Genomic DNA, 20,908 nt, shown 5'->3' on the forward strand with positions numbered 1-20,908 from the left:
CGGCTCGGCTGACCGATTCCCGCAACAGAGTGCGCAGTCACCTACCAGTCTTTAGAAGTACTTCCAGGCGCCACACGACCAGATTTCACCGTTGGCGTAGTTACAGATCCGGGCCTTCTTGACGTTGGAGTCGAACCGACCCTCATTGACCCCTGGGCCCTCGACCGTGACCCACGGGTGCGAGCCGTTGTACAAGTAGATGTCGAGTGCGGCTCCTACGCCGTCCGCGCTGTCGTCCTGGACCTTTGCCCAGTTGCCATTGACCTCGCCGTAGTCGCACATGCGGTTGGAGCAGCTCTGCCATCTCTCATAGGCGCTGGCCGGGACGGCGGTCAGGACCACGGTCGCCGCGAGGACGGGTAATACCGCCCCCACCACTCGAAGTTTGATCATTTGATCCTCCTGTGGTTGCTTCTGGTGCGAGGACCCTAGCGGTCACGGCCTTTCGAAGGGCGCACGTGAATCAGTCAACTGGCATGTGACGCGTACCGATCCATGCGCTGTCGAAAACTATCCACCTTCGGCGACTTGTTTCCGCAACACGGGCCCGAATGCCATCCTGGCCACCTCCTCGTCCTGAACCGTTAACCGCCAACCCCGTCACGCACCGTGGCGGGGTTTTGTATTGTCTGGAGACACTCCGCATGTCCCACCCGGACCACATCCCCGCGCCGGACGGCACTGCCTTGCAGGACGGCGAGGCCCGGCCGTGGGAGAACGCTGCCGCCGCCCGCGCGGAGATCGAACGCCTTGCCGCCGAGCTGGCCGGCCATGCTGCCCGCGTCGCCGAGCTGGAGCCCGCCGCCGCCGAACTGCATCAGCTCCAGGAAGCCGGCAAGACCGAGGCCCAGCGGCTCACGGAGCGCGCGGAGGCCGCCGAGCGGCTGGCCGAGCAGACGCGCGCCGACCTCGTCCGCGCTCAGGTCGCCCACTCGCGCGGACTCACCGAACGGCAGGCCGCACGCCTGGTCGGCGCCACCCGGGAGGAGCTGGAGGCCGACGCAGACGAGCTGCTTGCCGACATCACCCCCTCACCGGCCGCCCACCGCCTGATGCGGCCGGACCCGTCGCAGGGCTCATCCGGCCAGGACGCCGCTGCCGACCCGGCCGCCATGTTCGCCGGTCTCCTCCACAACTCCCTCCACCGCTAAGGACGCTCCACCATCGCTACCGTCACCCCGATACAGACCCGCGGCGTCCCCTCGACACTGCTCCCGCCGGAGATCACCGGGCCGATCTTCGATCAGGCCGTGGAGTCCTCCGCCGTCATGCAGCTCGCGCGCCGTGTCCCTCTCTCCCTGACCGCCGAGACCGTTATCCCCGTATCCGGTGACGTGCCGCTGGCCGACTGGGTCGACGAGGCCGGCGCGAAGCCGCTAGGTTCCAGCTCCCTGTCCGTGCGGACGATGCGCGGTAAGAAGGTCGCCGTCCTGGTCCCCGTCAGCGCCGAGGTGGCGATGACCAACCCGGCCGGTGTGTACGCGCAGCTTCAGCGCGACCTGCCCACTGCTCTCGGCCGCGCCTTCGACTATGCGGCCATCCACGGCAAGACGATGGGCGGCACCAAGGGGCCGTTTGAAGATCACCTGACCGCCACCCCCAACACCCAGGTGCTCGGCGCGACCGCGCAGGCCAAGGGCGGTATCTACGCCGATGTGGTCACCGGTCTGAAGTTCGTTGCCGAGGCGGGATATGACACCACCGGGTTCGTTGCCGACCCGCTCCTGAAGCCCGAACTCCTTCTTTCCACTGACACCACCGGGCGCCCGATCTTCGTGCCCGACCCGGCCGGGCAGGGCACCGTCTCCCGTGGCTCCTTGATCGGCTACCCGATCGCCTACAACAGGGGCGTCGGCGGCAAGCTGAACCGGCAGTCCATCACCGCCGACACCGGCCTACGAGCGGTCGCCGGCGACTGGGACCAGGCCGTCTACGGCGTCGGCATGGACATCACGATCAAGACCACCGACGTCGGCACCTACGTCGACTCGGACGGCCACGTTCACAGTGCCTTCCAGGAGAACCTGATCTTGATGCTGTGTGAGGCCCACTACGGGTTCGCGGTCGGCGACAAGGCCGCATTCGTGACGTACACGACGCCGCCCGTCGCGCCGAAGAGCAAGCCGACGAAGGACCAGTTCACCCTGACCGCGTAACCCCTGCCCGCTGGGGCCTTGAGATCCGGGGGGTGAAATATCGCCCCCCGGATCACCGCACAGCACCTCGCCGACTTCCTCGGCCAGGACGTCCAGGAAGAGCGGGCGGCCCTGATCATCACGCAGGCCGAGGCCCTGTGCCTGGCCGTCGTGAGCCCCCTTCCCGAGGGCGCCGGCGCCGTCGTGCTCTCCGTGGCCGCCCGCGCCTACGCCAACCCGCAAGGCATCGTGGCCGAGACCGTCGGTCCGTACAGCGTCCAGCGGCCCCAGTCGCAGGCTGGCCTTTACATGACCCGCGACGAGCGCCGGTCCTTGAAGCTGATGGCTGGCCGCGGCGGCGCCTTCTCGATCAACCCCACCTCCGCAACAGCGGGACCGCCCCCGGGGCGCCCAGCGTCGTGGGATCTGCCCTGGTGGTACGGACAGTGATCAGTGCGCCCACCCCCGGGTTCGGCGAGATGGTCACCGTCCTGCGGCCCGGCACCCCCGTGCGGGACGTGTACGGCAATGACGTGCACGGGCCCGATGAAGAGCGCCCGGTGCCCGGGTGCTCTGTCGCCCCGCGGTCCGGAAGTGAAACGGTCGGTGGTCAGGACACCGTGGTCGAGCACCTGGTCGTCTTTGCCCCGCCGGCGGCGGACATCCGCCCCACCGACCGCCTCCGCATTCGCGGCCTGACCTACACCGTCCACGGACCGGTGGAGGTCTACCGGTCCCCCCTCACCGGCACCACCGCCGGTGTGCAGATCACCGCCCGCCGCGCCACGGGATAGCCCCTGCACCAGTTCCAGGAAGGGGGCCGTCGTCGTGCCACCGCAGGTGAAGATCAACCGGGCCGGGCTCCGCCAGCTCCTCAACTCCTCCATGATCACAGCGGCGTTGGTGTTGCACGCGGAGGAGATCAAGGCGGTGGCCGAAGCTACCGCCCCGGTGGACTCCGGCACCTACAAGGCGTCGTTCGAGGTGTGGGCCCGGCGCCGGATGGGCGTGCGCAAAGACCGCACGGGCGCCGTGGTACTGAACACCGCGCGTCATGCGCGGTTCGTGGAGTACGGCGGTGACGGCGCCCCGGCGCACCACACCCTTCTGCGTGCCGCGACCAGCGGCCGGGGCACGTGATGTGGCCGGACACTGAAGCGGCACTGGTCGCCTGGCTCACCCCCCGCCTGGGCGTGCGGGTGTGCACCGATGCCCCCGCCGACCTGGACCACGCCGTCCCCCTCCTGCGCCTCCAGCGGATCGGGGGCGGCGATGACGGGTTCCGCCTCGACCTGGCCGTGGTCGACATCGACGCCTTCGCCGCCACCCGGGCCCAGGCTGCCGACGTGGCCGCCCGTACCCGTGCCGCGCTCCTGGGCAACCTGCCCGGGGCCATCGTGCCGACGGCCGCCGCGGTCTTCACCGCCGCCTCTACCGTCTCCGCCCCGGCGTGGCGGCCGTGGGAGGACCCGGCCGTGACGCGGATCGGCGCCACCTACGCGATCCGCCTGCACCGGCACCCCTGAACCACCGCTGTGCCCCGCCCCCACCTTGGCGGCGGCCTGCCCTTTCGAAGGAAGCCCCTCTTGATTCAGATCACCCGTGCGGCCGACCTGGCCATGGTCGGTGCGAACGGCGGCGGTTGGGTCGCGCCGGAAGGCACCGCCGGCCCGATCGCCCTCGGCGTCCCTCCGGCTCCCTGGGCGGGCCTGGGCGCCATCTCCGACGACGGACTGAAGTACGGCATCGACGAGGAGTCGAAGGAGTTCACCCCGTGGGGTGTGACCTCCGCCTTCCGTACCCAGGTCACCAAGTCGGTGCGGACTTTCGGCATGACGATGTGGGAGACGAAGAGCCCCGTCGTCAAGAGCCTGATGTTCCGCATCCCCGCCGCCGACCTCGTCCCCGGCCCTGACGGCGTGGCCAAGTTCGCGGAGACCGCATCGCCATCGCCGGACCGCCGGTCGTTCTACTTCATCGTGGCCGACGGCGACTCGCTCGAAGGCTTCTACGTGCCGTCGGGCGAGATCACCGACAGGACGGACGTCCAGTACAAGGGCGAGGACATGGTGGGCTACGAGGTGAAGATCACCGCCTACCCGGACGCGGCGAACAACACCGTGTACCACCAGTTCACGGCGAAGGCCCCGGTCGTGCCGAAGGACCTGCCGGCCACCAAGAGCTGACCCGCCCCGGCCGTCCGCGCCCGCTCCCCTTTCTCACACCACCCCGGCTCGGCCGGCTGAACTTCTAAGGACCCATGACCGTGACCACGACCGCCCCGTCCACGACTGACCGCGCCACGGCGGGGCAGGAGACCGATGCCACCACCGGCTACGTGCCGGTGGAGCTGGCTGGCTACCCCGTGCGCGCCCTGCCCTCGCAGCGCTGGCGCGCCTCCCACCTGCGCGCCCTGAACGCCGGTGACCTCGACCGCTTCGCCGAAGGCGTGCTCCACCCCGACGACGTCGACGCCTGGTACGAGGGCGACCCGACGCAGGACGAGATCGGCGCGTGGGTCGCGCAGGTCGCCGAGGCCGGCGGCGAGGCGCTGGGAAAGTCCAGTGGACGCACCGGGTCCTCGAAGAGCACGCGGAAGCGGTAGAAGCCGACCTCCGGCGGTACTACCCCGGTACGGACCTGCTGGACCTGCACCGGGGCCGTCTCACCTGGCGGCAGGTACGCGTGATGATCGAGCACCTGCCACCCGAGGCAGCGACCATGACCGCCCTGCGCAACAACGCGCCGCCGGCCGACCTCGACGCGCAGGCCGAGGGCGCCGACCCGTCCCGGGGCCGCTGGTCACAAACTGACCTGCTCCTCGCGCAGACCATCGACGCGGTCAACCGCCTCACGCACTACTACGCCCTGGTCAACACCAGCGGCGGCAAGCGGCCGGACCCGCCCTCACCGGTCCCGCGCCCCGGCGTTCCCCGCACCCGCGACCACCGCCCGCGCATGAGCGATGCGGCGGCGCAGACGCTGTTGCAGATCATCAACGGCACCCCCGGCCCGCCCGCGTAACGCCCGCCTGATCGGCGGCCACTCCCGAACGTAAGGAGGGCCGCCGTGGCGATCGTCGTCGGCTCCGTCGAGGTCCAGGTCATCCCCAACACCCGGGGAATCGGCCAGCGTTTGCGGACCGCGCTTGCCGAACCGGCCACGAGTGCCGGGCAGGAGGCCGGGCGCCTGGCCGGGCAGGCGTTCACGCAGGCCATGACCGCAGGTGTCGGCGGCGGTGCGCAGATCGGCACCACCCTCGGCCGTGACATCGCCGTCGCCCTAGCCCCCGCGATCCGCCGCGCCATCCCCGACGCCGTCCGCGCCGGCGGCACCCGGGCCCGCCAGCAGGCCACCCGCGAGGGCGAGCAGACCGGCGGCGCCTTCGCCCGCAGCCTGAAGACCAGGCTGGAGGCCGCGTTCCGGACGCTGCCGAAGATCACCATCGGCGCGGACACGAACGATGCCGACGCCGACCTTCAGGCCCTGCGCGTGCGCATGGAGGCCCTGGCCGGCAAGACGGTCGGGGTCGACATCGACGCGGAAGCCGCCCGCGCGGAAGCAGAGGCCCTCGAAGCCGAGCTTCTGCGCCTGGGGGCCGCCCACCCGGACGTCACGATTCGCGCGGACACCGCCGCTGCCCGCGCCCACCTCGCCGCGGTCCGCGAGGAGATCGACCGCATCACCGCCCGCCCCGGCGTCATCCGCCTGGAGACCGACGGCAGTTTCGGCGGCCGTCTGCGGGCCCAGGTCCAGGCCGCGCAGGCCGCCCTGCCCGAGATCAACATCGACGCGGACACCGCCCCCGCCCGCGCTCAGCTCGCCGCGCTGCGCGCCCAGCTCACCAGCCTTGCCACCGCCCGGATCGGCATCGATGTCGACGCCGGCGCGGCCATGGCGCAGATCGACGCCGTCCAGGCCCGCCTGGCCGCCCTGGCTGCCTCGGACGCGGATATCGACGTCCGGGTGGATGCCGCGCAAGCATCCGCTGCCCTGGCCGCCGTCCGCGCACAGGCCGACGCCCTCAACGGCACGCCGGTCAATTTCGACTTTTCCCAGGCCCTGCTGGGGACCATGGGCCTCACCCTTGCCCTGGCCGGACTCGCCACCGTCCCGGGCGCCGAGGTCCTCGCCGGCCAGGTGGCCGGCCTCGCCGCCGCAACCGTCGTCGCCGCCTCCGGGTTCGCCGTCCTCGGTGCCGTCGCCGCTCCGGCGATCATCGGTATCGCCCAGGCCCTCCAGGCCAGGAAGGCCGCGGAGGACGCTGCCACGCAGGCCACCGACGACGGCGCCCGAGCCGCTATCGCGGCCACGCAGCGCGCGGCACAGCAGGAAGGCGCCGTTCGCGCACTGGCCACCGCCCAGCGCAACGCCGCCGACCAGATCGCCGCGGCCCACCGGCAGGTCACCCAGGCCGAAGACGGCGTCCGCCGCGCCGAACAGCAGCTTGCCCGCGCCCAGGACGACGAGCGGCGCGCGCAGCAGGAGCTGACCCGGGCCCGCGCGGACGCTGTCCGCCAGCTCGAAGACCTCAACAACCAGCTCGCCGACTCCGCCCTGAACGAGCGGGCGGCCACCCTGCGCCTGACGCAGGCCAAACAGGACCTCGCCAAGGTCCGAGCCGACCCGGCCGCCAGCCAGCTGGAGCGGGACCAGGCCCAGCTGACCTACGACCAGGCCGTCCAGGGCCTGAAGGAACAGTTCCTTGCGCACAAGCGCCTTGAGGCTGACACCCGACGGGCGAACGCGGCCGGCATCGACGGCGCGGAAGGGGTCCGGCGCGCGCAGGACGCCGCAGCCCAGGCCCACGAGCGGGTCGCAGACCAGGCCCGCGCCGTCGCCGACGCGCAGGCCCGGGTAGGCGACGCCGTCCGCGGTGTCGCGCGGGCGCAGGCCGCGGCGGCGGACGCCATCGCCAACGCCGAGCGGCAGGTGGCCGCCGCGCAGATGCAGACGGCCGACGCCACCTCGGCAGCCGACACCGCCGCGCAGAAGTACCAACGCGCGCTCGACGCCCTCACGCCCTCGGCCCGCGCCACCTTCGACGCCTTCGTGGCCCTCAAGGGCGCTTTCAAGGAGTGGTCCGCCTCCCTTCAGCCGGAGGTGATGCCGCTTTTCACCCGCGGCCTCGACGGCGCCAGGGCATCCCTGCCCGCGTTCACGCCACTGGTGCGCGCTGCCGCGGCCGGTACGCGGGAGCTGATGGACGCCACGTCGGCGGACTTCAAAACCCCGTTCTGGTCGCGCTTTCGCGACGACCTGACGAAGGCCATCCAGCCCGCAATCCGCAATACCGGCACAGCGGTTGGGTATTTCTTCAAGGGCTTTGCCGGCGCTCTGGACGCCGCGCTTCCCCACACGGAGGCATTCACTCAGCGCCTGGTCGATGAGGCGAAACGATTCGCCGACTGGGGTGAGCGCCTTCGGGACTCGCCCGGCTTCGCCGCCTTCCTCGCCCGCATCCGCGAAAACGGCCCGGTAGTCGGCGGAATCCTCCGCGATATCGGCACCATCCTGGGCAACCTGTGGACGGCCCTTCAGCCGATGTCCGGGGTCACCCTCCTTTTCGTCGGCGACCTCGCCCGCCTGATCGCCCTGGTTCCCCCGGGTGTCCTGGAGGCCATTGGCGTTGCGCTGATCACCATCAGCCTCGGCCTGCGGGCCGTCGCCCTGGCGGAATGGCTGGTCAACACGGCCACCGGCGCCATGGCCGTCCTCCTCCAGGCGACGCCCATCGGCTGGACGATGGACCTGGTCCTGCTGGTCATCGGCGCCCTCGTCGCCCTCGGCCTGGCCGTCGTCTACCTCTGGAACCGCTTCGACTGGTTCCGCACGGGCGTACTGGCCTGCTGGGACGCCATCAAGGCCGCCTGCCTCCTTGCGTGGCTGACGGTGATCAAGCCGGTCTTCGACTGGATCGCCGGCATCGTCATGGGGCAGGTCGTCCCGGCCTTCCTGTGGCTGTGGAACTCCACGCTCTCCCCCTTTTTTGCCTGGTTATCGGTTCAGTTTTCAACCATCTGGGCGGCGTGCGTCAAGCCCGCGTTCTCCTGGCTCGCCGACTTCATCATGACGCGGGCCGCCCCGGCGGTCCTGTGGCTCTGGCAAAACGCCTTCGCCCCGGCTTTCCAGTTCATCGCGCAGGTGGTTTCGGCCGTCTGGACCGGCGTCCTTCAGCCGGTCTTCTCGGCCCTGTGGTCGGTCATCGCGAACACGTTGTTCCCCGTCATCCGGGACTTCGCGATGACGTGCGTCCTGCCGATGTTCCAGTTCATCGGTCAGGTCATCAAGACCGTCTGGGAGACGGTGATTTGGCCGACGCTTCAGCTGTTCTGGTCCTTCATCAAGAACATCCTGTGGCCGGTCATCGTCCTTCTCTACGACAACGTGGTGAAGCCGGTCTTCGGCCTCATCGGCGCCGCGATCGCCGCCGCCTGGGCCTATGTCATCCAGCCTGCGGTCGACGCGTTCGCGTTCTTCCTGAAGAACATCCTCGGCCCCGCTGTCTCGTGGCTCTACTACAACACCGTCAAGCCGGTGTGGCGCGCGATTGCCGAGGTGATCTCGTGGGCCTGGGAGAACGGCATCAGTCCCGCGTTCGGCGCCCTGAAGGACGGCATCAACAGCGTCTCCAGCGCCTTCGCCCATGCCAAGGACGCCATTGCGATTGCCTGGAAAAAGATCGAGGGCGCCACGAAGGACCCGGTCAATTTCGTGATCGGGACCGTCTGGAATAACGGCGTCCTTGACGTCTGGAATACCCTGACGGGCTGGATTCCCGGCATCGGCGACAAGCTGAAGATGGAGAAACTTCCTCTCCTTGCTTCCGGCGGCCCGCTCCCGGTCCGTCCCGGCGTCTTCAACAGGCCCACGGCCATCGTTGGTGAGGGGAATCCCCGGTACCCGGAATACGTCATCCCGACCGACCCCAAGTACCGGGCGCGCGCCCTCGGCCTCCTCCAGGCCGCTGGCACGCAGATGCTCGCCAAGGGCGGCATCCTCGGCTCGGCCCTCGACTGGGGCAAGGAAAGCGCCGGTAAGGCGTGGGACTGGACCAGCGACAAGGCCACCAAGACGTGGCGCGGCGTCAAGGGCGCCGCGGACATGCTCGCCAACCCGGCCACGGCCATGGACGCCCTGCTGAAGCCGGTCCTCGGCGACCTGGACAGCCTGGACGCGGCCAAGTGGTCGCAGATGATCGGGCAGGTCTTCCGTGCCCCGGTCACCGGCCTGAAGGACACGGTCGTCGACTTCGTGAAGGGCTTCTTCTCCGCCGGCGGAACCCCCCAGATGGGCGGCGACACCGGCGGCAGCGGAGTCGCCCGGTGGACTCCGCAGGTCCTCCAGGCCCTCAGCATGCTCGGGCAACCGGCCTCCTGGCTCGACACCGTCCTACGCCGCATGAATGACGAATCCGGCGGAAATCCCGGCATCGTCAACACGTGGGATATCAACTGGCTCGACGGCACCCCGTCAGTCGGCCTCATGCAGGTAATCGGGCCTACCTTTGACGCCTACGCGGGCCCATTTCGAAACACGGGCCCCTTCGTCTACGGCACGTCAATTGACCCGCTATCGAATATCTATTCCGGGCTCAATTACGCGATCCATAGATACGGCTCGCTGTCCGCACTCGACAGGCCCGGCGGATACGACAGCGGCGGATACCTGCCCCCGGGGCTGAGCCTTGTCTACAACGGCCTAGGGAAGCCCGAGCCGGTTTTCACCCCGGCACAGTGGGACCTGATCGCCGGCTCCAAGGGCGTCAACTCCACTCCGCAGACCGGTGGTTCGCAGGGAAGTGCTCCGGTGATCCACCTGCACGCCGTTCCCGGTGTCCCCACCGAGCAGCAAATCGTCTCCGCGCTGCGATTCGCGGACGCCTTGTACGCCTGACCTCGGGCGTGTCCGACGAGGCGAGTGACGGATTCGCATCGTTGGCAGCACGAGGTCTTCCTGAGCGCCGAACGGCGCCCTGCGCGGGCTTCCGAACAAGCTGTCGGGGGATCGATACAGCAGCACCCACACAGGTGGCACGCAGCATGTGTGTCAGCGACTGGGGCAGGTCACCCATGCTCAAGACACCCGAGGCAGGGGGGCGCTCAGCGTCCCCTCAACTCACCGGCCGCCGGAAGGCCGACGAACAGTTGATTGTGTCGGGGTGGATGACAGGCGGAGGAGTAGATGACGCGATGAAGCGCACGAGGACGATGGCCAGGATGGGCATGGTGTTCGCCGCCGCGCTCGCCCTGCTGGTTCCCGCAGGAACGGCACACGCTGCCGCGAGAAGTGTCCAGGTCGCCTTGCGGAATGACACCGGCTGCACCTTGAACTTTCACAGCAAGTACGCCAACGGCGGCAAATGGGTGGGGAATCCGCCGGACGTCATCACCAAGGACGGCCTCGGCGACTACGTGGACTACGGGCAGGGGATCGCAACCGAGTCGAACGGGTTGTTCACCGGCACGGAGGGACGCATCGTCTACACAACCTCCAACTGCACGAAGGCAAACCTGTTCATCGCCTTCCACTGGATCAATCCCTACGCCGGCTCCAACAGCTACGACGCCAAGGGCACCTCACGCGCCTTCGGCTGCTGGCGCGACGAGGGCCGTAACGACAACGTCCAGGTCCTGGCAGTCTTCGCCCTGAATTCAAAGGCGACCGCCCAGCCCGGCACAACCACCCGTTGCACCCAATAACTGGCCCCGGACCGCGCTTTGTGCAGCACTGGCGCCACCTCGGTTCCACTCACATCCAGTAGAAGCGTAATCGCGGGTCACGGTAAATGAGCCACGGCCATCTGCTGGGCCAACCACCAAGGAGTCCATGTGAAGCTCGTACGCCGTCTCCTGATGACGTTCGCCGCAACGGGATTGCTCTGCCTGGCGGGTGCTGCCGTGGCGGTGCCCGCTCAGGCAGACCCCAACCTCGGTATTCCGCTCGGCGACCTGGTCAAAAATCCGGGCAACGCGGTAGACGTCACGGGCGTTGTGGACACCGTGGCCGACATGCTCAATAAGTGAGCACTCTCAGAGGCGCACTACCGCCCGGCACGGAGTGAGGACCTGGTTCCTCCGGCTGACGGCAGTGCCCGAAGCTCCAGGAACCAAGCGCACCGGGCAGGCCGCTAAGCCTCCCTGGCGAGTCGGCGCCGATTCGTCGCACATGCCTTAATGGCACACGCGCCAACCACCCGGCTACGAAAGGGGGTTGGTGCGTGCGCTTACTGGCCACGCTGAATTCCCCGTCGGCCGTCGTCTCGGCCGGCATCCTGCCGGAGCGGGAGTACGCGGCTCCCGACACCCCGCCCCGTGTCACCCTCACGGCCGGCGGACGGGACTTCCTGCTCACCGCGGACCTGTCCCACAAGGGGGCGTGCATCGCGATCCTCCCCGGGCCCACCGGCCTGGACGCGCCGCCGGTGCAGGCCACGGTCACGGAGTACGCGGGAATGGACGGGGGCCGCCTGGCCAAGGTCCGTGCCGCCTCCCGCCGGATCACGCTGCCGCTGCTGCTGTGGGCGCCCACCCGTCCGGAGCTGCTGGCCATGAAGCGTTCCTTCGTCGCCGCCCTCGTCGCCGGGCGCGGGCCGTGCACGCTGCGGGTGGCGGAGGCCGACGGCACCGCCCGCAGCATCCGCGTGCACTACACCGGCGGCATGGAAGGCGACGAGGGAACCGATGCCGCCGGCCTCGCCTACATCCGCTACGGACTCCAGCTCACCGCACCAGACCCCTACCTCTACGGCGACGAACGCACCGAGACCTTCCGGGTCCACGGGGCACCCGCCTTCCTCTCCCACCCCGCCGGGTCCTGGACGGCGCTGCTGTCCGACACCATGGACAACCCCTCCGCCTGGACCACGGCCGGGACGGTGCTCAACGACCGCCGGGTCACCGACGGCCAGTACACCCGCCTTGCGGCCGGGCGGACGGAGGCGACGACCGCGGTTCCTTACGACGGGACCAGCCTGTACCGCCTGACGGCCCGGGTGCGCCGCAGCGGTAAGGCACCCGCCGACGTCCCCACCTCGGCCTCCGTCGGCCTGGCAGGCGGGAGCCCCGGCGGGGCACCTCTTCCTGACGGGGCCCGCTTCATCACCGCCGCGCGGCTTCCGCTCACGGACGCCGACGGGTGGGTGGAGGTCACCGGCTACGTCCGGGGCTGGGACCGCGAAGCCGCCCCCGCGGCCGGAGACGAGGCCCACCCGGTGGAGGCCGTCCCCGGGAACATGCCCGTCGGCACGGTGACCGTGCGGCCGGTGATCCAGGCCGACGCCACCCCGCTGGACGTCGACCACCTCACGCTCTCCCGCCTCGACCCCACCACCACCGGCGAAGTGCACACCACCCCCTTCTTCCCCCTGCGGATCGCCCCGAGCGTGATCGGTGACGAGGGCCTGCCGGTGCAGGTCACCTCAGACGTGGACGCATGGCCGGTCTGGCGGATCACCGGCCCCCTCGGCCAGCAGGACGCCGGGCAACCCGTCGTCCCCCTCCACCTGGCCAACCGCACCACCGGCCAGCAGCTCACCTTGTCCTACGGCATCCCCGCCGGCCGGACGGTCGTGATCGACACCCGCCCCGGCATCAAGGCCGTCTACCTGGAGAACCCCGACGGCACCCGCGGCGAAAACCTCTGGCCCCACCTCGCCGGCCCGGCCTCCCTGTGGCAGCTCGTCCCCGGGGAGAACGTCATCTCCCTCACCGCCACCGGCGCGTCGGAAGAATCCGCAGTCACCCTGACCTATCAGCCACGACACCTCGGAGCCTGACCCTGCGGCGCTACCGCGTCGACGTCCGCGACGCGGCCCTACGCCGTGTCGGACAGATCGACTCCTACACCTCCCTGGACGTCATCGTCCGCCACCTCGACGTAGGCGCCTGGACCCTCGTCCTCCCCGCCGACCACCCCCACGCCCACCTCCTCGCCACCGGCGGCCACGGGGTGATGATCTGGTCCGACGACACCACCGAACCCCTGCTGACCGGACCCCTGACCAGCATCCGTGACAACTGGTCGGCCAACGGCGGGACACTGACCTTCTCCGGCGTCTGCGACAACGCCGCACTCGCCGCCCGCCTCGCCTTCCCCGACCCCACCCGCGCCCCCGACACCGGCAACGGCCGCTACGGCATCGACTACTGGACGTCCGCGGGCCCGGCCAGCGACATCATCACCCGACTCGTTGCCGCCAACGCCGGGCCGACCGCGTTGCCGGGCCGACGCGTCCTGGGCCTGGACCCCGGCCCGACCACTGGTCTCGGCGCCCCCACGAAGGTCTCGCTGCGCTTCGACACCCTTCTGTCCGCGACACAGACCCTCGCGTCCACGGCCGGCCTGTCCGTGCGGATCACCCAGCCCGATCCCACCACGCCCCGCCTCGCCCTCCAGACCGGCACCACCCGCGACCTGCGTGGCCTGATCCGCTTCTCACCCGAGCTCGGGAACCTGTCCTCCTACTCGTACCAGCTCACCGCGCCCCGCACGACGCGCGCCGTTGTCGCCGCCCAAGGGCAGGGCAAGGACCGGTTCTTCTGGCAATGGGCCACCCCCGACGCCGAAGCCGAGTGGGCTCGGGTGGGGGAAACGTTCGTGGACCAGCGCGACACCGCCATTCCGGGGCGACTGGACGACAGCGATGAGCAGTTCCGGTCCCTGCGCACCTCGGCCACCAACGCCCTCCAGCAGGGCGGAGCGCAAGCCGAACTGTCCCTCACGCCGATCGATACCGAGCAGTGCCAGTACGGCCGCGACTACCGCACGGGCGACACGGTCACCGTCACCACCACCGCCGGCACCGACCTCGTCCACCCCGTCCGCGAGGTGCACCTGACGGACACCGCGGACGCCAGCTCCGTACAGGCCACCGTCGGCACCGAGGCCGCCACCCAAACCCCGGCCCTCTACACCCAAGTACGGCGACTGTGGCAGGCCGTGCACCAGCTCAACACCCGCTACTGAACTGATCATGGAGTCCGCTTGGCCGAGTACTACTTCCCCTTCGACAGTGGCGCCGGCACGACCGTCACGAGCGAGCAGTGGTCACAGATGACGTCCATGTGGCAGACCGACGGCATCCGCGCACCGCGCATCAGCGACCCCGCCGACCCCCTCGCCACCACGGCCACCGGCCAGGACATGACCGTCAACATCGCCCCCGGTCACGCCACGGTCCAGGGCTTCCACTACTACTCCGACGCCGAACGCCACGTGGTTGTCGCCGCCAACACCGGCACCCAGCCGCGCGTCGACCGGATCACCATCCGCCTGACCCGCACCGGGCAGCGCATCTCCGTCGCCTACCTCCAGGGCACCCCGGCAGCCCAGCCCCAGCCCCCCGCGCTCAGCCAGGGGCAGGACGGCGTCTTCGACGTCCCCCTGTGCCGGGTGGCCGTGGCCCCCCAGGCCGGCGCCATCGCACCCCGGGACATCGTGGACGAGCGGGTGTACGCCCTGACTCAGACGGTCTACGCAAACGCCGCTGCCCGCACGGCATCACCGGAACGACCAGTGCCGGGCAAGCTCGCCTACCTCCAGGCCGAGGACCGTATGGAGATCTACACCAACGCCACCTGGACGCCCTTGTCTCCGGGCCCCTGGCAGCCCCTGCCCCTGCCTGCCGACGTTGCCGCGCACGGCGGCAACCCCCGATGGCGCCTCGTGAACGGCACGATCGAGCTGAGCGGGTCCGTAGAGCGCAAGGACGGCAAAGACTTCAACGTGGCCGATAGCTGGCTGCTGGCCGTCCTGCCGCCGGAGGCACGGCCGAAGTACATGCGCAGCTTCATCTGCGCCACCAGCTTCAACGCGGTCAAGAACAGCTCGATCCGCATCGACGTCACCTCTGGCACCGACCCGTACCCGGGTCAGCTTCAGGCGCAGGTGCAGAGCCCAGTGAAGTGGATCTACCTCGATTCGATTCGCTTCGCCATCGACGCCTGACCCTTCCCGCTGAACGTCTGCGTCACCCCCCTTTCCCCAGGCCCCATGCCGATGACGGCATGGGGCTTCGTGTATGCCCCAACAGGAGTTATCTATATGTCCGTTGCTAATGACGTCATCGCTATTGCCCGGGATGAGATCGGGTATCAGGAAGGCTGGGAAGACGGCCACTGGAACAACATCCAGCGGTACGCGCCGGCCGTCGACGGCCTGGAATGGGCCCAGGGCGAGCCGTGGTGCCACACCTTCGTGAGCTGGTGCTTCCAGGAAGCCGACGCCGCCGACCTCGCCCCCGTCACCGCCTCCTGCGCCGAGGGGGTCGAGTGGTTCCAGGACCGCGGCCGGTACACCGATTACCCCGTGATCGGCGGCATCGTGTACTTCGGCCCCGGCGGCGGCACCCATACCGGCATCGTCGTGTCTTACACCGACGCGGAGATCACCACCGTGGAAGGCAACACGAACTCGAACGGGTCTGCCGAGGGTGACGGCGTCTACCTGAAGACCCGCCTCCGCCACAGCTCCTACATCCACGGGTACGGCATCCCCGACTTCCCCGAAGGCGTGGTCCTCGCCGATCCGGCCTGGCGGGGAGAGAAGGGGGTGACGTTCTTCGGACACGAGGCGAGCACGGACGACATCCCCGAGGGTGACGACCAGCCCGGCCGCGACCACGACCGCGGCACCGGTGGGGGCGGGTACGAGCCGTTCCCCGGAGAGCGGTGGTTCCGTGACGCGCCGGACTCGCCGATCATCACGGCCATGGGCCGACGCCTGGTCGAGGAGAGCTGCTCCGCCTACCGCGAGGGCCCGGGGCCGCAGTGGACGTCTGCCGACCGTGAAAGCTTCCGGAAGTGGCAGCGCAAGATCGGCGACGCGCCGCACGAATGCGACGGCTGGCCGGGCCCGCTCCAGTGGGCCGCGCTGAAGGTGCCCCGGACCACCGACGCTTCGTGAGTCCTGCCGCTGGTGCCCCCTTGCGTATCGGCTCGCTGTGCAGCGGCTACGGCGGCCTCGACATGGCGGTGCAGCACGTGGCCGGCGGCACCCTCACGTGGGTAGCCGACCCCGACCTCGGCCCCGCCAAGATCCTCGCCCACCACTACCCCGAGACACCGAACCTCGGCGACATCACCACCCTGTCCTGGGACGACGTTGAGCCGGTCGACGTCCTGGTGGGCGGGTACCCGTGCCAGCCGTTCAGCACCGCCGGCAAGAGGAAGGGAACCGACGATCCCCGCCACATCTGGCCGCACATTGCACGCGCCCTTGGCACACTACGACCCCGAGTCGCATTCCTTGAGAATGTCGCAGCTCACGTTGGTCTGGGCTTCAGCGACGTCCTCGCCGACTTTGCCGCCCTCGGGTGGGATGCGGAATGGGTGTGTGTACGCGCGTCCGACGTGGGCGCCCCGCACCAGAGGAACCGCCTGTTCATCCTCGCGTGGCCTGCCGACCCCGGCAGTCCGGGACTACAAGGGCGGCGGGCAGAAGGGACAACTGCCCACGGCCGTAGCGGGGCTGTTCACACCTGCAACGCCAATCCGGCCCGGCGGACGCATGCCACGGTGTCCCACCGCGCAGGCGCTCCTGCCGACACCGTCGGCATCCGAAGCCACGGGCGCCGGGCACAGCAGCGGTCGACAGGGCGGTATGAACCTCCGCTCGGCCGTCTACGAGCTCCAAGACGGCACGCTGCTGCCCACCCCCCGCGCCTCCCCGAACGAGAACCGGGCGACCCGCAGAACCCCGTCACAGGAGGCCGGGACGCACGGGAAGAGCCTGGCAGCCGAGGTCTGTTCGCTCCGCCCGGCAACCAGTGCGACGAACGACACCGGCACCCTGCGGCAGACGGGTCACTTGAGCGCGCCTCCGGCCGCCAACGGGAACACCCATGGGGGCCCTATGCCGACGCCGTCGACCGATGGACGCCCCTCGTCGGACGTCACGCCCCCCGGGCAACCGATGCTCTGGGACGACTGAACCCCCTGCTGGTCGAATGGATGATGGGCCTGCCCCCAGGCCACGTCACCGCCGTCCCCGGCTTGTCCCGCACGGCCCAGCTCAAGGCACTCGGCAACGGGGTTGTCCCCCTGCAAGCGGTCAGCGCGTTGGAACACCTCCGCGCCCGCGCCGCCGCCCGCGGCCACGACCCGCTCACCGCCCCCACTGCTGCCCCCTGACGCCCACTCCCGGGGCGCTCTCCAGAACGCCCCGGTCACCGCACGATCAAAAGGAAGCCCCCACCTTGACCGACGCCACCCGCCGCACCATCCGCACCACCGTGCAGACCGCGATCACCCTTGCCGCGCTCCTGCCGGTCATCGTTGATGCCGCAGGCATCCCTGCAACCCTCCCGTGGGCGGCCGGCGCCCTCGCCGTCGCGGCCGGCCTTACCCGGATCATGGCCATCCCCGGGGTGCAGGCACTCCTGCCCCGATGGCTGCGCATCGAACCGGCCATCCTGCCGGCCCCCACAGACAAGGGGATCGTGTGACCGACCCGACCCCTTCGGATGTCGCCCTGGAGCTGGAGCGGCTCCGGGGCGTCGTGGAGGTTGGCTTCGCTCGCGCCGACGGCGCCCTCGCTCTTCTGGTCCAGAGAGGCGACCAGACCGATCAGCGTCTAACCGACCTCGACACCCGCCTCAACGCCGTCGAGCGCAGCCGGTGGCCCCTGCCGTCCCTCGCCGCCGTGGTCAGCATCGCCGCGGTGATCGTGTCCATCTGGCAGGCCACCACCACCCACTGAACAACGCCCCCGCACGGCCCACGTGGCTGTGTGGGGGCGCTTTTTTCGGTCCTGCCATTCCGTCAGTCTCTGGACGTCCCTGCCGGCCAGAGCACGCGCACGGGCACACCTGTGCGCCGAGCGTAGGCAACCACGTCCGCGGTGCCGCCGTAGCCGCGGGCGGGTTGGCCGTCCCACACTGCGAGCATTTCATCGACGAGGCCGACCAGGAGTTCGCTTCCCGCCATGTGCGCTTGCGAGGTGGACTCGTCAAGGCCAGTGTGATGGACATCCGAAGCCCGGCCGAGGAGCTCGTCATAGGTCGCGTGGTGCCAGTCAGGCAGGCTGTTCCGGTATTCCGCCGCGGGCACGATGACCTCGACTCGGCCCCCGTGATCAAGTACCGCCTGAGCGAACCAGGCGTCCGGGCCATCTGCAATGCAGCTCAAACCGACGAGCTCATCAGGCGAGTACGCCTTGACGGCCTCAGCAAGTTCTTGTCGCACCTGCCGTTCGGCCGTGTCAGACAGCCCTCGATGGCCAGTGATACCGATCCTCATCTGTCCCCTCTCGTTCACAGGTAGGCGTCGTTCAGCCGCCCGTCGAAGTCGCGGACAATCGCCGGCGGCGACGCGGACGAGTAGCCCCTACGGAAGTTCCGGGCGCGCTCGGCCACGCGGCCGGAGCGTAGCCGCAGGCCGGTGTCGAGCGCCTGAGTTGCGAGGCCAAAGGCCACGTCCAGATTCCCCGAGGCCATGTGCCCCGTAGCGACATCCAGCGTAAGGAGTGCTCGTTGCTTCTCGTGGCTGGATGACAGAGCGGCCGATGCGTCGGAGAGGGACGAATGAACCCACCTAGGACGTGCTAACCGGGCCCCGCAGGTCACCCGGGCCGCTGCGATCTTTCGTTCGTCAAAGGTAAAGACCCACGGCCAAGGTGGTGCTGCGTCCGCCGTCATCCGGGCGGCTTCAGCGGCGCTTGTTGCAAGAGCACGGTCGGCGGCGCGATCGTCGCCAGCCGTGGCGTGCGCGACCGCTTCGAGAGACGAGAGCCACGCAGCTGCAATGGGCGGTCGCTCAGTGCCGAGTTGCCGCCTCGCAGAGCGGATCAAGGTCAGTCCCTGAGCGCAGTTGCCGTACTCGACCTCAAACTGCGCCAGGCTCCCCTGTTGGTACGCGATCAACAGGGGGTTACCGGCTCGGCGTGCTGCCTTGATCGCCGCGCCGTACCAGGTGCGCGCGGAGCCCTGGTCCGCCATATCCCAGCTCAACCACCCAACAAGGCTTGCTACCTCGCTCCCCACGGCCGCAAGACGCGTACGAGTTGCCTGATCGTTCGTCTGTGCGGCTACGGTCTGAACGAGCCGCATGTGCCCCTGAACGGTGTCGGACAGTTGCCGCGCCGGCGCCGTGGCGTCCATTCTCCGATAGGCGGTCGTTGCGACACGGAGCACCGCCGCTTGCCCCCCTTCCCACTCTGTGCGCGGGGGCGTCGGCGCTGCGTTCAGGACTGGGATCGCCGCAACCCCAGCCGCACCGGCAAAGAATTTCCGCCGTTCCACTTCATCGCTTCCATCTCTGAGCACGCCCGGTGCTGCGCCACTGTCGGCAAGGCCGACCAGCCGGGGCGGGATGCCGAGGTGGTGAGCGGCCCGAGCGAGGGCGGTCATGTTGTACTCGCCTGCGCCTCGCTTCTCCAAGCGGGAGATCGCGGACTGAGACAAGCCGCAGGCACCGCCGAGCTGGCCCTGAGTCAGCCGAGCGGACTCACGCACCAGACGAATGACGCGCCCGTAGTCGCCCTGCGATGAGGCGGCCCGTAAGGCGCTGTCGGACCAATTCATCAGTGCCTGTCCCTCTCACGGTAGGTAGGGGAGAACGGGTATGCGAGCTCGCGTACCCGCCTGCTGCATACCCGTATGCAGGGTGCGCATGAACGCTGGCGGACCCACAGGCAACAGCGGTTCTCTCATCTCACGCAATAACGGGACCGAGGAGTAACCGACATGGGCCGACCTCAAGCGGAAGCGGAAGTCGTCTCGCTGCCCCACTCGTCCGGCGTCAACGGAATCGTCGTCGGCAAGGTGGTGGACGAGTGCCGCACCTGCTCGCGCTTGAACGACGACCGGCGCCGGGCTTGGACGCCTCCAACGGTGAACTGGCCTCTTGAGAACCGGTCCCGCCGTGAGTTCCACGCGCATTGGGAGGAGGCGCACCGTGCCTAGGCCCCGCATCCCGAAGGTCAAGGCGGGCGTCACCGCCGGCTGCGAGGACTGCGCGAGGATTCGGGCCCGCCTGGCTGACGCTGCGATGCGGGGTGACATCGACAGCGTGGGCACGCTGGACGTGGTCTTGGGCCGTCACGAGAGGGCGGCACATGCCCAGGATTGAGGCCCACCCCGCCGACAACGACCCGCTCACCCGCACCTCCCTTACGGCCGGGGGAGTGGGCACGGCCGCAGCCCCGGAGACGCTGCCGATGCCACACCCGTCCGTCTACGAGACGCCCGAATTCCGTACTGCACTGCGCGCCGCCGTATCTGAACGCCTGCGCGAGCGTAGGCAGGAGATCGAGAACTTAACGGCGTTCGTTGACGCCTTCGACCGGCTCGGACAGCGCGGAGCCGGAGCAGCCGCCACCAAGGACTCCTACCCTTCCGCCGGTGTCACCTCCCCACGCCCATCCCCGGCGGAGGGGTAGGCACGAACGCCCGGTCGGCCAGTCCTGGGGAGTTCCGGCCGGGTGCATCACCGCACGGCGGTGCAGGGAAGGCCCCTGCACCGGACTCATCAGTTCGAGGAGAACCTGTGTCTGTACTCACTGACCGACTCCCGACTCGGAACCGCGTGATCAACCTTGAACCGGCCGGCCCGCTCACCACCCGGCCGTTCGGACTCGACGCGCTGACTAACGTGTCCCCCGTGGGCATCCCGTCGCAGACGTTCACCGTCGACCCCGCCTCGCAGCTCTCCGTCATCGACGGCGAGATCTGCATCAACACCCCGGCCCACATGAACAACACAATCTGCAACACGGAGTCCGATGGACAGGACGCCATCGGGGGCGTGGACGAGGACCAGAACGACGACTGACGC

The 20,908-nt window shown here is 69.4% G+C and carries 24 protein-coding genes and 1 pseudogene; 22 read left to right on the top strand and 3 right to left on the bottom strand.

The window, feature by feature from the left end:
• Positions 1 to 51: 51 nt before the first annotated feature.
• Positions 52 to 393, bottom strand: a complete 342-nt coding sequence (locus AB0E98_RS01240; RefSeq protein WP_361697268.1) for a hypothetical protein — start codon at positions 391 to 393, stop codon at positions 52 to 54.
• Positions 394 to 644: 251 nt separating this feature from the next.
• Between AB0E98_RS01240 and AB0E98_RS01245 the strand changes: the two genes are divergently transcribed.
• The 20 genes and pseudogenes from AB0E98_RS01245 to AB0E98_RS01340 all read left to right on the top strand — a co-directional run bounded on the left by AB0E98_RS01245 (position 645) and on the right by AB0E98_RS01340 (position 17,834).
• Entirely contained in the window at positions 645 to 1,151 is a 507-nt protein-coding gene (locus AB0E98_RS01245) for a hypothetical protein (RefSeq protein WP_361697270.1), read from the top strand.
• Between the two features lie 57 nt (positions 1,152 to 1,208).
• The gene (locus AB0E98_RS01250) at positions 1,209 to 2,156 is read left to right on the top strand and encodes a phage major capsid protein (protein WP_361698111.1); all 948 of its coding nucleotides are present in this window, start codon (positions 1,209 to 1,211) and stop codon (positions 2,154 to 2,156) included.
• Positions 2,157 to 2,306: 150 nt separating this feature from the next.
• Entirely contained in the window at positions 2,307 to 2,585 is a 279-nt protein-coding gene (locus AB0E98_RS01255) for a hypothetical protein (RefSeq protein WP_361697272.1), read from the top strand.
• Positions 2,582 to 2,929 (top strand): hypothetical protein, encoded by a 348-nt coding sequence (locus tag AB0E98_RS01260; protein ID WP_361697274.1) that lies wholly within the window; start codon positions 2,582 to 2,584, stop codon positions 2,927 to 2,929. The genes AB0E98_RS01255 and AB0E98_RS01260 overlap by 4 nt, the downstream gene beginning before the upstream one ends.
• Before the next feature lie 34 nt (positions 2,930 to 2,963).
• On the top strand, positions 2,964 to 3,275 hold the full coding sequence (locus tag AB0E98_RS01265; RefSeq protein ID WP_361697276.1) for an HK97 gp10 family phage protein: 312 nt from the start codon (positions 2,964 to 2,966) through the stop codon (positions 3,273 to 3,275).
• Positions 3,275 to 3,661, top strand: coding sequence for a hypothetical protein (locus AB0E98_RS01270; protein WP_361697278.1), 387 nt, complete (start codon positions 3,275 to 3,277; stop codon positions 3,659 to 3,661). The genes AB0E98_RS01265 and AB0E98_RS01270 overlap by 1 nt, the downstream gene beginning before the upstream one ends.
• Before the next feature lie 60 nt (positions 3,662 to 3,721).
• Positions 3,722 to 4,321: a phage tail protein gene (locus AB0E98_RS01275; protein WP_361697280.1), complete on the top strand. Its 600-nt coding sequence runs from the start codon at positions 3,722 to 3,724 to the stop codon at positions 4,319 to 4,321.
• 74 nt (positions 4,322 to 4,395) lie between these two features.
• Positions 4,396 to 4,740 carry a hypothetical protein gene (locus tag AB0E98_RS01280; protein WP_361697282.1) on the top strand — a complete coding sequence of 115 codons (345 nt, stop codon included), beginning with the start codon at positions 4,396 to 4,398 and terminating at the stop codon, positions 4,738 to 4,740.
• An 83-nt stretch (positions 4,741 to 4,823) separates the two neighbouring features.
• A complete protein-coding gene (locus tag AB0E98_RS01285; RefSeq protein ID WP_361697284.1) occupies positions 4,824 to 5,159 on the top strand; it encodes a hypothetical protein in 336 nt (111 codons plus the stop codon).
• Positions 5,160 to 5,627: 468 nt separating this feature from the next.
• Positions 5,628 to 10,031 (top strand): hypothetical protein, encoded by a 4,404-nt coding sequence (locus AB0E98_RS01290; protein ID WP_361697286.1) that lies wholly within the window; start codon positions 5,628 to 5,630, stop codon positions 10,029 to 10,031.
• 296 nt (positions 10,032 to 10,327) lie between these two features.
• Positions 10,328 to 10,837 (top strand): hypothetical protein, encoded by a 510-nt coding sequence (locus tag AB0E98_RS01295; protein ID WP_361697288.1) that lies wholly within the window; start codon positions 10,328 to 10,330, stop codon positions 10,835 to 10,837.
• A 129-nt stretch (positions 10,838 to 10,966) separates the two neighbouring features.
• Positions 10,967 to 11,161 carry a hypothetical protein gene (locus tag AB0E98_RS01300; RefSeq protein WP_361697290.1) on the top strand — a complete coding sequence of 65 codons (195 nt, stop codon included), beginning with the start codon at positions 10,967 to 10,969 and terminating at the stop codon, positions 11,159 to 11,161.
• A gap of 194 nt (positions 11,162 to 11,355) precedes the next feature.
• Positions 11,356 to 12,912, top strand: coding sequence for a hypothetical protein (locus tag AB0E98_RS01305; RefSeq protein ID WP_361697292.1), 1,557 nt, complete (start codon positions 11,356 to 11,358; stop codon positions 12,910 to 12,912).
• The gene (locus tag AB0E98_RS01310) at positions 12,807 to 14,102 is read left to right on the top strand and encodes a siphovirus ReqiPepy6 Gp37-like family protein (RefSeq protein ID WP_361697294.1); all 1,296 of its coding nucleotides are present in this window, start codon (positions 12,807 to 12,809) and stop codon (positions 14,100 to 14,102) included. Before AB0E98_RS01305 ends, AB0E98_RS01310 begins: the two co-directional genes overlap by 106 nt.
• An 18-nt stretch (positions 14,103 to 14,120) precedes the next feature.
• Positions 14,121 to 15,083, top strand: coding sequence for a hypothetical protein (locus AB0E98_RS01315; RefSeq protein WP_361697296.1), 963 nt, complete (start codon positions 14,121 to 14,123; stop codon positions 15,081 to 15,083).
• A 96-nt stretch (positions 15,084 to 15,179) separates the two neighbouring features.
• Complete coding sequence (locus AB0E98_RS01320; RefSeq protein ID WP_361697299.1) at positions 15,180 to 16,040, top strand: peptidoglycan-binding protein; 861 nt, start codon at positions 15,180 to 15,182, stop codon at positions 16,038 to 16,040.
• Positions 15,971 to 16,519 (top strand): annotated as a pseudogene (locus AB0E98_RS01325) (DNA cytosine methyltransferase); the annotation flags it as partial. The gene AB0E98_RS01320 and the pseudogene AB0E98_RS01325, both read left to right, overlap by 70 nt.
• Before the next feature lie 570 nt (positions 16,520 to 17,089).
• A complete protein-coding gene (locus AB0E98_RS01330; RefSeq protein WP_361698173.1) occupies positions 17,090 to 17,266 on the top strand; it encodes a hypothetical protein in 177 nt (58 codons plus the stop codon).
• Positions 17,267 to 17,331: 65 nt separating this feature from the next.
• Complete coding sequence (locus tag AB0E98_RS01335; RefSeq protein ID WP_361697301.1) at positions 17,332 to 17,580, top strand: hypothetical protein; 249 nt, start codon at positions 17,332 to 17,334, stop codon at positions 17,578 to 17,580.
• A complete protein-coding gene (locus AB0E98_RS01340; protein ID WP_361697303.1) occupies positions 17,577 to 17,834 on the top strand; it encodes a hypothetical protein in 258 nt (85 codons plus the stop codon). Before AB0E98_RS01335 ends, AB0E98_RS01340 begins: the two co-directional genes overlap by 4 nt.
• Before the next feature lie 62 nt (positions 17,835 to 17,896).
• On the opposite strand, the gene AB0E98_RS01345 is transcribed toward AB0E98_RS01340, so the two are convergent.
• Both AB0E98_RS01345 and AB0E98_RS01350 read right to left on the bottom strand, forming a co-directional pair.
• Positions 17,897 to 18,373 carry a hypothetical protein gene (locus AB0E98_RS01345; protein ID WP_361697305.1) on the bottom strand — a complete coding sequence of 159 codons (477 nt, stop codon included), beginning with the start codon at positions 18,371 to 18,373 and terminating at the stop codon, positions 17,897 to 17,899.
• Positions 18,374 to 18,387: 14 nt separating this feature from the next.
• Positions 18,388 to 19,656 (bottom strand): helix-turn-helix transcriptional regulator, encoded by a 1,269-nt coding sequence (locus AB0E98_RS01350; protein ID WP_361697307.1) that lies wholly within the window; start codon positions 19,654 to 19,656, stop codon positions 18,388 to 18,390.
• A gap of 533 nt (positions 19,657 to 20,189) precedes the next feature.
• Between AB0E98_RS01350 and AB0E98_RS01355 the strand changes: the two genes are divergently transcribed.
• Both AB0E98_RS01355 and AB0E98_RS01360 read left to right on the top strand, forming a co-directional pair.
• Positions 20,190 to 20,513 (top strand): hypothetical protein, encoded by a 324-nt coding sequence (locus AB0E98_RS01355; RefSeq protein WP_361697309.1) that lies wholly within the window; start codon positions 20,190 to 20,192, stop codon positions 20,511 to 20,513.
• A 146-nt stretch (positions 20,514 to 20,659) separates the two neighbouring features.
• Positions 20,660 to 20,905 carry a hypothetical protein gene (locus AB0E98_RS01360; protein WP_361697311.1) on the top strand — a complete coding sequence of 82 codons (246 nt, stop codon included), beginning with the start codon at positions 20,660 to 20,662 and terminating at the stop codon, positions 20,903 to 20,905.
• Positions 20,906 to 20,908 lie beyond the last annotated feature (3 nt).

Origin of the sequence: Streptomyces sp. NPDC037389, from assembly GCF_040636475.1 — a bacterium.
Taxonomy (GTDB): Bacteria; Actinomycetota; Actinomycetes; order Streptomycetales; family Streptomycetaceae; genus Streptomyces; species Streptomyces hesseae.